This is a genomic window from Bacillus sp. RZ2MS9, from assembly GCF_001816185.2.
Classification (GTDB): Bacteria; Bacillota; Bacilli; order Bacillales; family Bacillaceae_G; genus Bacillus_A; species Bacillus_A cereus.
This window is the reverse complement of record NZ_CP049978.1, coordinates 4,924,339-4,937,732: the sequence shown is the minus strand read 5'-3', so window position 1 is coordinate 4,937,732 and position 13,394 is coordinate 4,924,339. Positions and strand designations below refer to the sequence as shown.

Here is a 13,394-nt window from a genome sequence, read left to right as displayed (position 1 = left end):
CAGTTAGAAATGTATATACATATAAAGAAAAAAAGGAAAAAATGAACAAATTCATGTTCGTTTTTTCCTTTTTCCTATTATTCACCTTCTACAATTAGCATCGATGTGTTACCGCTTTTTTCAAGATGGCATTCGCCCCAAGTACAAAGAGAATCAAGAATGGACTCTAAAGACCAACCGTATTCTGTAAGTGAATATTCTACTTTTGGTGGTACTTGATTGTATACCTTTCTTTGAATAACCCCATCGTCTTCTAATTCACGTAATTGCTGAGTTAACATTTTTTGTGTAATCCCAGGCATTAAACGTTTTAGTTCACTCGTTCTTTTTGTGCCTTTCGTTAGATGACAAAGGATAACAACCTTCCATTTTCCACCGATAACCTCTAAAGTCGCTTCAACGGGAATATTGTATTTCTTCATATAAAAATCTCCTTTGATGAATGTAGATTTAAGTTCTCCAACAAAAGAAGCTAAACAATTAAATGTTACTAAAAAGTGCCTATAGCACTTTAAAGTACGTACTTTTTATCATGTTGAATATGTTCCATAATAGCATACGTAAGAGAGAAATGAGTAGTACGGTACTAAAAAGTGCCTATGTTACTTTTGGGTACCTATCGTACTTTTAAGTGCGTTCTTCAAAAAAAGAGTAAAGCCATTCATAATAGCATATATCAACAGTAAAGTTATTTTTGTAGAAGATAAAAAGGCCTTTTTATCATACTATTATGATTGGATTTCTCGTATTAAGGAGGAGTTCAATTGAATTCATATACAGTATCTTCTTCGGTTATGCAGACGAATCGGAGAAGTATGTTTGCTTTATTAGCACTAGCAATTAGTGCGTTTGGAATTGGTACAACTGAATTTATTAGTGTCGGCTTATTACCATCTATCTCAGAGGATTTACATGTTTCTGTTACAACAGCGGGGTTAACTGTTTCTTTATATGCATTAGGAGTAGCGTTTGGTGCTCCAGTATTAACGTCATTAACAGCTAGTATGTCGCGAAAGACGTTATTAATGTGGATTATGATTATTTTCATTATTGGTAATGGAATTGCGGCGGTAGCAACAAGTTTTACTGTGTTACTTATTGCGAGGGTTGTATCTGCATTTGCGCATGGTGTTTTTATGTCAATTGGATCTACAATTGCGGCTGCGCTTGTACCTGAGAATAAACGTGCAAGTGCAATAGCATTTATGTTTACTGGTTTAACTGTTGCGACTATTACAGGTGTACCAATTGGAACATTTATCGGTCAACAATTTGGCTGGAGGGCCTCGTTTATTGTTATTGTGGCCATTGGAATCGTTGCTTTAATCGCCAATAGTATGCTAATTCCTTCTAATTTAAAAAAGGGTACGTCTGTATCATTTCGCGATCAATTTAAGCTGATTACGAATGGAAGACTGTTACTTGTATTTATTATTACTGCATTAGGATACGGGGGAACGTTCGTAACATTTACGTATTTATCTCCGTTATTACAAGAAGTAACAGGATTTAAAGCAAGTACCGTTACAATTATTTTGTTAGTATACGGAATTGCAATTGCGATTGGGAATATGGTCGGGGGAAAATTATCAAATCATAATCCGATTCGAGCGTTATTTTACATGTTCTTTATTCAAGCGATTGTATTATTTGTTTTAACATTTACAGCGCCATTTAAAGTCGCTGGATTCATCACAATTATTTTCATGGGACTATTCGCATTTATGAATGTTCCAGGGCTACAAGTGTATGTTGTTATATTAGCTGAGAGGTTTGTACCTAGCGCTGTTGATGTAGCATCGGCGATTAACATTGCAGCATTTAACGCAGGAATTGCTCTTGGTGCTTACTTGGGCGGTATTGTAACGAACTCGTTAGGATTAATTCATACGGCTTGGGTAGGTGGAATTATGGTAGTAGGTGCTGTTGTTTTAACTGCGTGGAGTATGACATTAGAAAAAAGAGATCAAGTAAAATAAAAGGAGAGAAAATAAAATGAAAAACTTACAAAGTAAAACAGTATTAAATAATGGTGTAGAAATGCCTTGGTTCGGTTTAGGTGTATTTAAAGTAGAGGATGGACCAGAACTTGTAGAAGCAGTGAAATCGGCGATTAAAGCAGGATACCGCAGCATTGATACAGCTGCAATTTACGGAAATGAAAAAGCTGTAGGTGAAGGAATTCGCGCGGGTATAAAAGAAGCAGGCATTTCTCGTGAAGATTTATTCATTACTTCAAAAGTGTGGAATTCGGATCAAGGATATGAAACGACACTTGCTGCATATGAAGAAAGCTTAAAAAAATTAGAGCTGGATTATTTAGATTTATACCTTGTTCATTGGCCTGTAGAAGGGAAATATAAAGATACGTGGAGAGCGTTAGAAACACTTTATAAAGAAAAACGCGTACGTGCAATTGGGGTAAGTAATTTCCAAATTCATCACTTACAAGATGTAATGAAAGATGCAGAAATTAAACCAATGATTAACCAAGTAGAATACCACCCTCGTTTAACACAAAAAGAATTACAAGCTTTCTGTAAAGAACAAGGTATTCAAATGGAAGCATGGTCACCACTTATGCAAGGTCAATTATTAGATAATGAAACATTACAAGAAATTGCTGAGAAACACGGTAAAACAACAGCGCAAGTTATTTTACGTTGGGATCTTCAAAATGGAGTAATCACTATTCCAAAATCAACGAAAGAACACCGCATTATTGCAAATGCCGATATATTTAATTTCGAATTAACGAAAGAAGATATGGAAAAAATCGATGCGTTAAATCAAAATCACCGCGTTGGTCCGGATCCTGATAACTTCGATTTCTAAGATTAAAGTAAGAAAGAAGAGTGCGTAAAAGCACTCTTTTTTTGTGCATAAAAATAGTTTCTAAATAAATACTACTTAGTATTAAGTTTGTGATAAGGGGCTGTAAACATGAATATAAAGCAATCGTTCAAGATTTTAGCTATGTTTTTAAGTGTTTTATTTGTGTTATTCCCGCTTCAAAAAGCATTTGCAGAAGTTATGGACCATACAAAGTATGAAATGAATTGGAGTTATAGTAAGTCAAAGAAGAAACCAATTCGAACAGAGCTTATTAAAACGGCAGATGGCAAAATTGCTTTTTGCTTAAATGTAGATTTGAAATCTCCAAGCGGTCAAGATTTACCGGAAATGGGGAAAGTGGATATTAACGTATACCGTGTACTATTGAATGGATATCCACAAAAGAGTCCACAAGAATTAGGTGTTTCTGATTGGAGAGAAGCACATTACGCAACGCAGCTTGCAGTGTGGAATGCGTTAAAACAAATCGATATTAATGATTTAGATTTCCGCAATAAAAATGTAGAGAAAGTAACGAAAGACATCGTTGCAAAAGCAAGCGCTAGTGAAGAGTTACAAGAAATTACGATGAGTGTAACTCCTACAGAAGAACAAGAAGCAGTATTAAAAAATGATTTCTTTGAAACAGGTTTATATACAGTAGAAACAAATGCAAAAAGCGGAACGTATAAAGTGCAAGCAACAGGTGCACCAGCGGGCGTGAAATTTGCAAATGAAAAAGGCGAAACAAAAACAGAATTTAATGTAGGAGAAAAGTTCCGCATTTTAATTCCGAAACAAACACCAGCTGGTGGATTTAGCTTTAAAGTATCAGGAAATTTAACGAAATTACAAGGGATTGCGCATAAAGGTACATCGACTATTCAAAATGCAGTAGTATTACTTGAGCGTAGTGAAGAAAAAACAAGTCCAGAGTTAGCGGTAAGTTGGAAAAAGGCTGAGGCTCCAAATAAACCAAATAAGCCATATACTCCAAATGAACCGCATAAACCGAATCAAAAGAGATAATGAAAAAGCATTGGCGTATGCCAATGCTTTTTCATATGAATTCTTTAAAGGTATATCAAGATAATAATTAATCGAGTTAAACACTATTTTAACGTTTTAAAAAGTATTTAAAAATAATAAAATGTGACAAAATCTAAACGTTACAATAAATAGATTTTATTCACGAAATTGTAACATTATTCTAATTAGAGAGGCTATCAAACAAAGTGTAAAGCGTGTAAAATTCATTTGGAAAAACTACCTATAGATGGTCATATATGAAGAAAATGTAAGTTTTTATTGTTATTTTTATTTTTATTTTTAGATGTATAGATGACAATACTGAAAAATATCTTTTACTATTCTCTTTTTTATGTAGCAAGAGAACTCATCACAAATAGAGAGAAGTGAGGAGGGCATATTACATATAAATTTTACAATGTAAGAAAGCGAATGCATGGAGAGAAATGCGGTAGTAATAGATACAGGTGCGCGAGGTGTTAGTCCATTCATTAAATTTTTTTATAGAAATAGTAGGATTACTTATTAGATGAATATATAGGGTAGTTTATCTAAATAAAGGAACAGGGGACACAGATTATGTCGAAGAAAAAGACGAGTAGGGTATTAGTAGCTGGAATATGTATATCTACATTATTATCGCCAGTAGCTTTCGAAGCATCGAAAGGATATGCAGCACCTTTGGAAGAAAATAAAGGTGGGAAATTAGAAGAGGTAAAAGAGAATAATTTTGAGCAGAGAGTATTTCAGTTGCCGGGGAAAGGTAGCGTAGAAGAAGAAAATAATCGTTTAAGAGTTACTTGGAAACTTTCCGCTAATGAACCGACTGGAATTTATGCAGAGCCAAATGAAGAGATTACAATTGACATAAAAGGAACGCAGTCTATCCAAGCTTTTATTGGAACGAGATCTTATGATGAAAAGGACCCAGAGGAGTTTGATTTAAAACCAGGGAAAAATGTTATTTCATCTTCAAGAGGCGGTATTTTATATTTTTATAATATGAATAACGAAGGAGAAGTAACAGCTTCCGTTACAAATGGTGGTAGTCACTTTCCTTTATTTATTTTAGGTAAGCATACAAAAAAAGATTGGGATGAAATGTTAAAAAAATATAAGGATCCTTATGCAGTTGAATTAAAAGGTGAGAGAAGCTTAATTACTACTACTTACGATTCTGTGCAGAAATATATGAAGAATACGGATCCAACAGATTTAATGAAATTGCATGATAAGATTATCCGTTTAGAAAACGCGGTGGCAGGGTTATCTGAGGACAGTGTTGGGTTTGCAAAATCTCCAACTCATTATGTTCAGTTTGTTGAAAAACGGAAGCCTGCTAAAGGGGACTTTATGTTTGCAAAACATTATCATACAGGATATATTCCAACTGCAATGAATAGAGTTTTAGATATAGAGGTACTTGAGAAGGATGGATGGGGACCGTGGCATGAAGTTGGTCATTTACATCAGCAAGAACCGTGGAAGTGGTCTAAAGTAAGGGAAGTAACAGTAAATATTTACTCATTAGCTGTTCAAAAGGCGTTAGGGAATCAATTAGAAATGGATGAGCACTATAAAAACTCATTTGAGTATTTAGAGAAGCCTAAAGCAGAAAGATTCATTGATGACATTAATCCTCTTACAATGTTTTGGCAATTAAATGTAGTGTATGGAGAACATTTTTATCCTAGGTTACATCAAGCTTATCGTTTGTTACCTCAGAGTGAAATGCCTCATTCTGATGAAGAGAAAAAGCAGCTATTTATTTATATGACATCGCAAGTGGCAGGGCAAAATTTAATTCCTTTCTTTGAGGAATGGGGATTAACATCAAATGATGATATTAGAGAGAAAATAGAAAAATCAAAGTTACCTAAATTAGAAAAGGAAATCTGGAAAGCTACAGATAGTAATGATATTCGTGAGAAGCAAGTTGAACCGTATAAGGTTCCATATGGTGAACCTGCTAATGAAGTACAAAATCTTTTAGTTGGTACAGATTCTGACGAGAATGAGGCAAGTAAACTTGTTCGGAATTTAGGTGAGAATGTAAAAGTAACAGGAAAGATTGTATGGCCTAAACTAGAGAATGGTAAACAGGAAGTGTTAGTAGAAATTGGGGATGAGAAAGGAAATAAAAATTCAATTCCTGTCCAAGTTAACGGATTTTATGATGACAGTATAGTTTTTCAAGGACTTTCAGATGATGTAATGTCGACAGTGACACTTCACCACAATAAGAAGAAATTAAATGTAAACTTTACTAATAATGAAATACATTACCGTTTTGAAAAAGAAGAATATATGGGCTTAACGCTATATGATCGAAATGGGATTGAAAAGAAACGTGTATCTGCAGAAGGACAAGAAACGGGAAAAAGATTTGCGATGGAACTAAATGAATTGGATTTTGAATATGGTGATGTAGTAAAAGTATTCCATGCAGAACCGGATCGTCTGAAGTGGTACCAAAATAATACACTTGTAGATCAAGGGAAGGCTAAAAATAAAAAAGAGAAATTATTCCAAATCACTGAGCAAGGGTTCGAATTAAAAGATAGTTTACAAGAAGTGACGGCGAAACCGCAAAAAGTAGTAGTCGGAATGGATGTAGACAAACTAGATCCGAAAGAATTTGTACAAGTAAAAGATGGAGAAGTGGTTGGTTTTGCAGAAAAACCAAATACATCAAAAATCGGAGAACAAAAAGTAAAAGTAGAAACGAAAGATCGATTTGGAAATAAGAAAGTGACAGAAGTTCCTCTAATAGTAACATATGGAGATAGCCTACTTGTATATGGGCTAAGCTATAGAGATGGTGACTTAAAATCAATTGTAACTTTGCATCATGATACGAAAAAACTGAGTGCGACAGATACAAAGAACCTAATTCATGATTACTTTAAAGATGAAAAGTATTTTGAATTTACATTGTACGATAAAGAAGGAAGAGTGAAGAAAAATATAGCAGTAAAAGGTTTAGAGAATACGCAAGAATTTGCTAAGGAAGTAAATGGAATTGCATTTGAGTATGGAGATGTAGTGAAAGTATATCATGCGGAATCTTCTCGTTTACATTGGTATCAAAAAGATGTATATGTGGGCGAAGGAAAAAGTAAAGAGATAAAGGAATTAGTCTTCAAAATAACTGAAAATGGATTTGAAAGATTAGACGGTGAGCAAACAGTAAAAGCAAATCCGCAGCAAGTAGTAATCGGAACAAATAGCGAAACGCTAGACGCGAAGAACTTTGTTGAAGTACAGGGTGGAGAAGTAGTAGGTTTTGTAGGGGAAATAGATACGACAAAAATTGGTCAGCAAAAAGTGAAAGTAGAAACGAAAGATCGATTTGGAAATAAGAAAGTGACGGAAGTTCCTGTAGAAGTGACATATGGGGATAGTCTAGTCTATCAAGGTGTGTCCGATGTTACACGTTCAATTATTACGTTAAACCACGCTGAAAAGAAATTACATGCAACATTTACAAATGATGAGATTCATTATCGCTTTGTAAATGAACAGTATATAGGCCTTACGATTTATGATCAAAATGGAACTGAGAAAAAGCATGTAACCGCAGAAGGACAAGAAACTTCGCAGAATTTTGCAGAACAAGTAAATGGTATGGCGTTCGAGTATGGTGACGTATGGAAAGTGTATCATGCCGAGTCAGATCGTTTAAGTTGGTATAAAAAGAGTGAGTTAGTTGGAAAAGGAGATAAGAAAAAGTTTAAAGAAATTTCCTTTAAGGTTACTCCAAATGGTTTAGAACAAGTGTAATAATAGAAAAAGCTCGTAAAACATTATGTTTTACGAGCTTTTTCTATTATTCAGCTTCAGAAACTACTGTGAAGCGTTCGTTTACATGTTTTGGGTTTTCAATCTCATCAAGTGCTGCAACTGCGAAGTCTTCGTAACTTACGTAGCTATCACCTTTTGAGTTAACAAGAAGATTGTCTTTGCCAGCTTTGTAAGAACCAGTGCGTTTTCCTAATGCGAATAGTGCAGAAGGGCTGATGAATGTCCAAGTGATATCATTTGTTTGTTGTAAAATTTCTAAGTTTTTACCTTGGTTTTGAGCTGTTGCAAGATATTCTTTCGGGAAACCTGGTGTCTCAAATACACGTGTTGTTTTCTCTTCGTCTACAAATAAGCTTCCAGCGCCTCCAACTACAAGTAATTTTGTATTTGGTGCGCCTTTCATAGCTTCAATAAGTACGTTTCCTGCATCTACGTGAAGGTGTTCTTCGCCTGCTGGAGCACCGAATGCATTTACAACTACGTCAAATGCCTGCAGGTCGTTAGATGTAAGAGAGAATACATCTTTCTCTAAAACTTTTACGTTTTCTTCTGTAATTTTTGCAGCGTTTCTTACGATTGCAGTTACTTCATGTCCGCGATCCAATGCTTCTTTTAAAATACGACTTCCTGCTTTACCAGTTGCTCCGATAATTCCGATTTTCATAATAAATCCCTCCAAAGTGTTTTGTTAAAGTGTATATCTGAAAGTAAATGAATTTGTTGTAATTAGGTTTGTTACAACCTGTTGTAATCATTATAGTTACAGGTTGGTATTTTTGTCAATAGGGTTGTTTGTGAATTTATTTTTTGTTTTAGTATGCACAGTTAGAGGGAGGGTAGTCAGTCATAAAGATATTGTTACTGTGAACCTGGCTAATATTTGGAAATTGCAAATTGTCGAAAAATGTTGATTTTTGAATGTTTTTTAAATATAATTCGTTTTATGGAGAAAAGGAGGGGTTAATTGTATGAATATTTTAGAGCAATTTATTTCATCAACAAATACAATTCTTTGGTCATATATTCTTATTGCAATGTTAATTGGTTTAGGGCTTTATTTTTCTATTAAATTGAAATTCGTACAAATTACTCATTTAGGGGAAATGGTTCGTTTAATGAGTGATGGACTAACTGGAAAGACACGTAAAAAGGGCAGCGTATCATCGTTCCAAGCATTTTGTATGAGTTCTGCAGCTCGTATTGGTATCGGTAACTTAGCTGGTGTAGCGTTAGCTATTTCTATGGGAGGACCTGGAGCTGTATTTTGGATGTGGGTTATTGCGATTATCGGGGCTTCTTCAAGTTTCGTAGAAAGTACGCTTGCACAAATGTATAAAATAAAAGATGGCAGTGGCTTCCGTGGTGGTCCTGCTTATTATATGGAAAAAGGTTTAAATAAACGTTGGATGGGGATTTGGTTCTCTATTCTGATTACAATTAGTTACGGTTTAATTTTCAACTCAGTACAAGCAAACACAGTTACATTAGCGTTTAAAAATGCATTTGGTATTGAGCGTTACGTTGTTGGGATTGTATTAGCAGTATTAGTTGCGGTTATTATTTTTGGTGGTGTAAAAAGTATTGCACGTATGTCGGAAATGATTGTTCCGCCAATGGCAATTCTTTATATTGCGGTAGCGATTTTCGTTGTTATTAAAAACTTCTATTTACTACCAGATGTGTTTACAGAAATCTTTAAAGGTGCATTTGGTTTAGATTCAGCTGTAGGCGGTGGTATCGGTGCTGCGATGAAATATGGTATTCAGCGCGGATTATTTGCGAACGAAGCAGGTATGGGTAGTGCGCCGAACGCGGCAGCAACAGCTGATGTAACGCATCCAGCCAAACAAGGTTTTATTCAAACAATCGGGGTTTTAGTAGATACATTCTTAGTATGTACATCAACAGCATTTATCGTACTATGTTCTGGTGCATATAAAGCAACGAATTTAGAAGGTATTGAACTAACACAAAATGCATTAAGTTCACAAATTGGCCCGTGGGCGAGCAGTTTCTTAGCGATTATTATTTTCTTATTCGCTTTCAGTTCACTTCTAGGAAACTACTACTATGGTGAAACAAATATTGAATTTATTAAGCAAAGTAAAACGTGGTTAACAATTTACCGTGTTGCGGTAGTTGGAATGGTATTATTCGGTTCTGTTGCGACGCTTCAAGTTGTATGGAATATGGCAGACTTATTTATGGGTCTAATGGTAATAACGAACTTAATTGCGATTACACTTCTTGGCCGATTTGCGTACGCGGCATTAACAGACTATGTAAGGCAAAAGAAACAAGGGAAAGATCCAGTCTTCAGTGCAGATTCTATTCCTGGTTTAACGAATACAGAGTGCTGGGATAAGCCAGTGGTAACAGATAAAGAAAAAGCAGTGTAATTGAAAAGGCGAGCATCGAGGTAAATTTGATGCTCGCCTTTTTTGTTGTAGTAAATGATGAAAAGGGTGAGGGGTAATTATTAATATAACTTTTTTGTTTGTTCCTCTCGTTATTTGTGGGGAACGTACTGTTTTAAAAGTATGGCTGGTCGAAGAGGATAAGAGATTGAGTATTGGATAAATGCATGTAATAGCTATATTTTTATGAAAAAAACACGTATGTTAAGATAGTTAACGTATTCATGTCATAAAACCTAACATAAAGTTCTTGATTACTAAAAGTTTTTAGAATATAATTTTCTTATTGTTAGGAAGAGGGGGCAATGCAAATATGGATTTTTTAGCTAGGGTAATTGGGGATGTAAATAATATCCTTTGGTCATATGTCATTATTGCGATGTTAATTGGGTTAGGGCTCTATTTTTCATTTCGTGTGAAATTTGTCCAAGTTCGTTACTTCGGTGAAATGATTCGATTACTTGGGGATGGAGCAAGCTCGAAAACGAGGAAAGCACAAAAAGAGAAGAGCGGCGTATCATCATTCCAAGCATTTTGTATGAGTACAGCTTCTCGTGTAGGTACTGGTAACTTAGCTGGTGTAGCTATCGCAATTTCAGCGGGTGGTCCAGGAGCAGTATTTTGGATGTGGTTAATCGCGGTAATTGGGGGTGCTTCTGCATTTGTAGAGAGCACATTAGCGCAAATTTATAAAGTGAAAGATGGGAATGCATTCCGTGGGGGCCCAGCGTATTATATGGAAAAGGGTTTAAATAAACGCTGGTTAGGTGTTGTGTTCTCTGTTCTAATAACAGTAAGTTTCGGATTGATTTTTAATGCTGTACAGTCTAATACTGTAGCGGCAGCTTTTGATGGGGCATTCAAAACAGATAGTAGATTAGTAGGTCTTGTTATGGCTGGTTTACTTGCCGTTATCATTTTCGGCGGAGTAAAACGAATTGCTCGCGCGGTTGAAATGATTGTTCCAGTAATGGCAATTATTTATGTAGCAGTGGCATTATTCGTTGTTGTAACAAACATTACGGCAATTCCGTATGTATTTAAAGAGATTTTCTTACATGCTTTCGGAATTAAAGAAGTAGTAGGTGGAGGATTAGGAGCCGCGATTTTACTAGGGGTAAAACGCGGATTATTCTCAAATGAAGCAGGTATGGGGAGTGCGCCGAACGCAGCAGCGACTGCGAACGTAACGCACCCAGTTAAACAAGGTTTCATTCAAACTTTAGGGGTATTTACAGATACATTATTAATTTGTAGTTGTACAGCATTTATTATTCTTTTATCAGATGTGCATAATGCAGCTGATTTAAATGGAATTCAATTAACGCAGCAGGCGTTAAGTCAACATATCGGTCCATGGGCTTCTATATTTGTAGCAGTTGCAATCTTCTTGTTTGCATTTAGTTCATTAGTAGGTAACTACTACTATGGTGAAACAAATATTGAATTCTTAAATGGAAGTAAAGTGCTATTAACAGCGTACCGCATTGCTGTACTTGGTATGGTTATGTTAGGATCTGTAGCGACAATTCAAATCGTTTGGGATGTAGCAGATTTATTCATGGGTATTATGGCTGTTATTAACTTAGTGGCGATTGTATTCCTCTCTAAGTATGCTTTTGCGGCATTATCAGATTACGTAAAGCAAAAGAAACAAGGGAAAGATCCGGTATTCTATGCGGATTCTATTCCAGGTTTGAAAAATACAGAGTGCTGGGATAAGTCAGCAGTAGCTGATAAAGACAAAGCAGTATAATGAGGTGAGCATCAAGTGAAACTTGATGCTCATTTTTTGTTTTATCCAGTTGTTTATAGATGGTAAAAGACGAACATTTATGAGCATTTCATAATTAAATGTAATTTTTTAAAGAAAAGTGCGGATATGAGTTGTGATTTATGTTAGAATGGAAAATGCCTTTGAAACAAGAGTTTTTATGACATTTCCTATCCAATCGAAGGTTACGGAGGAGAAATGGAAAGTTCGGATTATTTCTTGTTTTGAATGGTCAGACGTTCAACGTTAATGAAGAGTTAAATGGAGGATTTTATTAATGAAGTTTGTTATGTTCCTTGTAGGATTACTCGTTGTATTTGTACTCGGTTTTCTTATAAGTGCCGATCGAAAGAAGATTAAGTATAAACCAATCGCAATTATGCTTATTATTCAGCTAGCATTATCTTATTTCTTATTAAATACGCAAGTTGGTTATATTTTAGTAAAAGGAATTTCAGATGGATTTGGCGCACTTCTTGGATATGCGGAAGCTGGAATCGTTTTCGTATTTGGTGGTCTTGTTAATAAAGGAGAGGTTTCATTCTTCTTAACAGCGCTATTACCAATCGTATTCTTTGCGGTTTTAATCGGAATTCTGCAACACTTTAAAATTTTACCGATATTTATTCGTGCTATTGGTACGTTGTTAAGTAAAGTAAATGGTCTAGGAAAACTAGAATCATATAATGCAGTAGCAGCTGCCATTGTTGGACAAGCAGAAGTATTTATTACAGTAAAAGATCAATTAAGTAAAATCCCAAAACATCGTTTATATACATTATGTGCATCTTCTATGTCGACAGTGTCGATGTCAATCGTTGGTTCTTATATGAAAATGATCGAACCGAAATATGTAGTAACAGCACTTGTATTAAATTTATTTAGTGGTTTCATTATCATTCATATTATTAACCCGTACGATATTACAGAAGAAGAAGATACACTGAAATTAGAAAATAAGAAAAAACAATCATTCTTTGAAATGCTAAGCGAGTACATTATGCTTGGTTTCACGATTGCGATTACAGTAGCGGCTATGTTACTTGGTTTCGTAGCATTAATTACAGCAATTAATAGCTTGTTTGATTCAATGTTCGGTATTACATTCCAAGCTATTTTAGGATATATTTTCTCACCATTAGCATTCGTAATGGGTATCCCGCAAGCTGAGATGGTAACAGCGGGACAAATTATGGCAACAAAATTAGTATCAAACGAGTTTGTTGCGATGCTTGATCTTGGAAAAGTAGCTGGTGATTTATCGGCTCGTACAGTTGGTATCCTTTCTGTATTCCTTGTATCATTTGCGAACTTCTCATCTATCGGAATTATCGCAGGTGCAACGAAAGGTATCGATGAAAATCAATCAAATGTTGTATCATCATTTGGTCTACGCCTTGTGTACGGTGCGACATTAGTAAGTATTCTATCAGCGATTATCGTTGGTGTTATGTTATAAAAAAAGATGGTCCTAGCTCATAGCTAGGGCTATTTTTATGGTAAATTTGCATGAAAAAACCAATTAATTAGGAATA

9 protein-coding genes are annotated in these 13,394 nt (G+C 35.2%); 7 read left to right on the top strand and 2 right to left on the bottom strand.

Features of this window, described 5'->3' with window-relative positions; all coding sequences use genetic code 11:
• Positions 1-77 precede the first annotated feature (77 nt).
• Positions 78-422 (bottom strand): winged helix-turn-helix transcriptional regulator, encoded by a 345-nt coding sequence (locus tag BHV55_RS25315; protein ID WP_000760475.1) that lies wholly within the window; start codon positions 420-422, stop codon positions 78-80.
• A 372-nt stretch (positions 423-794) separates the two neighbouring features.
• Between BHV55_RS25315 and BHV55_RS25310 the strand changes: the two genes are divergently transcribed.
• The 4 genes from BHV55_RS25310 to BHV55_RS25295 all read left to right on the top strand — a co-directional run bounded on the left by BHV55_RS25310 (position 795) and on the right by BHV55_RS25295 (position 7,647).
• Positions 795-1,979, top strand: a complete 1,185-nt coding sequence (locus BHV55_RS25310) for an MFS transporter (RefSeq protein WP_162840098.1) — start codon at positions 795-797, stop codon at positions 1,977-1,979.
• A gap of 16 nt (positions 1,980-1,995) precedes the next feature.
• Positions 1,996-2,835 carry an aldo/keto reductase gene (locus tag BHV55_RS25305; protein ID WP_000793550.1) on the top strand — a complete coding sequence of 280 codons (840 nt, stop codon included), beginning with the start codon at positions 1,996-1,998 and terminating at the stop codon, positions 2,833-2,835.
• Between the two features lie 108 nt (positions 2,836-2,943).
• A complete protein-coding gene (locus tag BHV55_RS25300) occupies positions 2,944-3,864 on the top strand; it encodes a thioester domain-containing protein (protein ID WP_001022515.1) in 921 nt (306 codons plus the stop codon).
• Positions 3,865-4,443: 579 nt separating this feature from the next.
• A complete protein-coding gene (locus tag BHV55_RS25295) occupies positions 4,444-7,647 on the top strand; it encodes a putative mucin/carbohydrate-binding domain-containing protein (protein ID WP_070757739.1) in 3,204 nt (1,067 codons plus the stop codon).
• A gap of 46 nt (positions 7,648-7,693) precedes the next feature.
• On the opposite strand, the gene BHV55_RS25290 is transcribed toward BHV55_RS25295, so the two are convergent.
• Positions 7,694-8,332 carry an NAD(P)-dependent oxidoreductase gene (locus BHV55_RS25290; RefSeq protein ID WP_000689896.1) on the bottom strand — a complete coding sequence of 213 codons (639 nt, stop codon included), beginning with the start codon at positions 8,330-8,332 and terminating at the stop codon, positions 7,694-7,696.
• A gap of 304 nt (positions 8,333-8,636) precedes the next feature.
• On the opposite strand from BHV55_RS25290, the gene BHV55_RS25285 reads away from it, so the two are divergent.
• The 3 genes from BHV55_RS25285 (at position 8,637) to BHV55_RS25275 (ending at position 13,318) form a co-directional block, all read left to right on the top strand.
• A complete protein-coding gene (locus tag BHV55_RS25285) occupies positions 8,637-10,067 on the top strand; it encodes an alanine/glycine:cation symporter family protein (RefSeq protein ID WP_070757740.1) in 1,431 nt (476 codons plus the stop codon).
• A 331-nt stretch (positions 10,068-10,398) separates the two neighbouring features.
• A complete protein-coding gene (locus tag BHV55_RS25280) occupies positions 10,399-11,841 on the top strand; it encodes an alanine/glycine:cation symporter family protein (protein WP_000346414.1) in 1,443 nt (480 codons plus the stop codon).
• A gap of 295 nt (positions 11,842-12,136) precedes the next feature.
• Entirely contained in the window at positions 12,137-13,318 is a 1,182-nt protein-coding gene (locus BHV55_RS25275) for a NupC/NupG family nucleoside CNT transporter (RefSeq protein ID WP_000673839.1), read from the top strand.
• The last annotated feature ends 76 nt before the right edge of the window (positions 13,319-13,394 follow it).

Excerpts from the sequence above, each read along its gene's own strand:
- BHV55_RS25315 (WP_000760475.1), bottom strand. The coding sequence starts at position 422 with ATGAAGAAATACAATATTCCCGTTGAAGCGACTTTAGAGGTTATCGGT.
- BHV55_RS25310 (WP_162840098.1), top strand. The coding sequence starts at position 795 with ATGCAGACGAATCGGAGAAGTATGTTTGCTTTATTAGCACTAGCAATT.
- BHV55_RS25305 (WP_000793550.1), top strand. The coding sequence starts at position 1,996 with ATGAAAAACTTACAAAGTAAAACAGTATTAAATAATGGTGTAGAAATG.
- BHV55_RS25300 (WP_001022515.1), top strand. The coding sequence starts at position 2,944 with ATGAATATAAAGCAATCGTTCAAGATTTTAGCTATGTTTTTAAGTGTT.
- BHV55_RS25295 (WP_070757739.1), top strand. The coding sequence starts at position 4,444 with ATGTCGAAGAAAAAGACGAGTAGGGTATTAGTAGCTGGAATATGTATA.
- BHV55_RS25290 (WP_000689896.1), bottom strand. The coding sequence starts at position 8,332 with ATGAAAATCGGAATTATCGGAGCAACTGGTAAAGCAGGAAGTCGTATT.
- BHV55_RS25285 (WP_070757740.1), top strand. The coding sequence starts at position 8,637 with ATGAATATTTTAGAGCAATTTATTTCATCAACAAATACAATTCTTTGG.
- BHV55_RS25280 (WP_000346414.1), top strand. The coding sequence starts at position 10,399 with ATGGATTTTTTAGCTAGGGTAATTGGGGATGTAAATAATATCCTTTGG.
- BHV55_RS25275 (WP_000673839.1), top strand. The coding sequence starts at position 12,137 with ATGAAGTTTGTTATGTTCCTTGTAGGATTACTCGTTGTATTTGTACTC.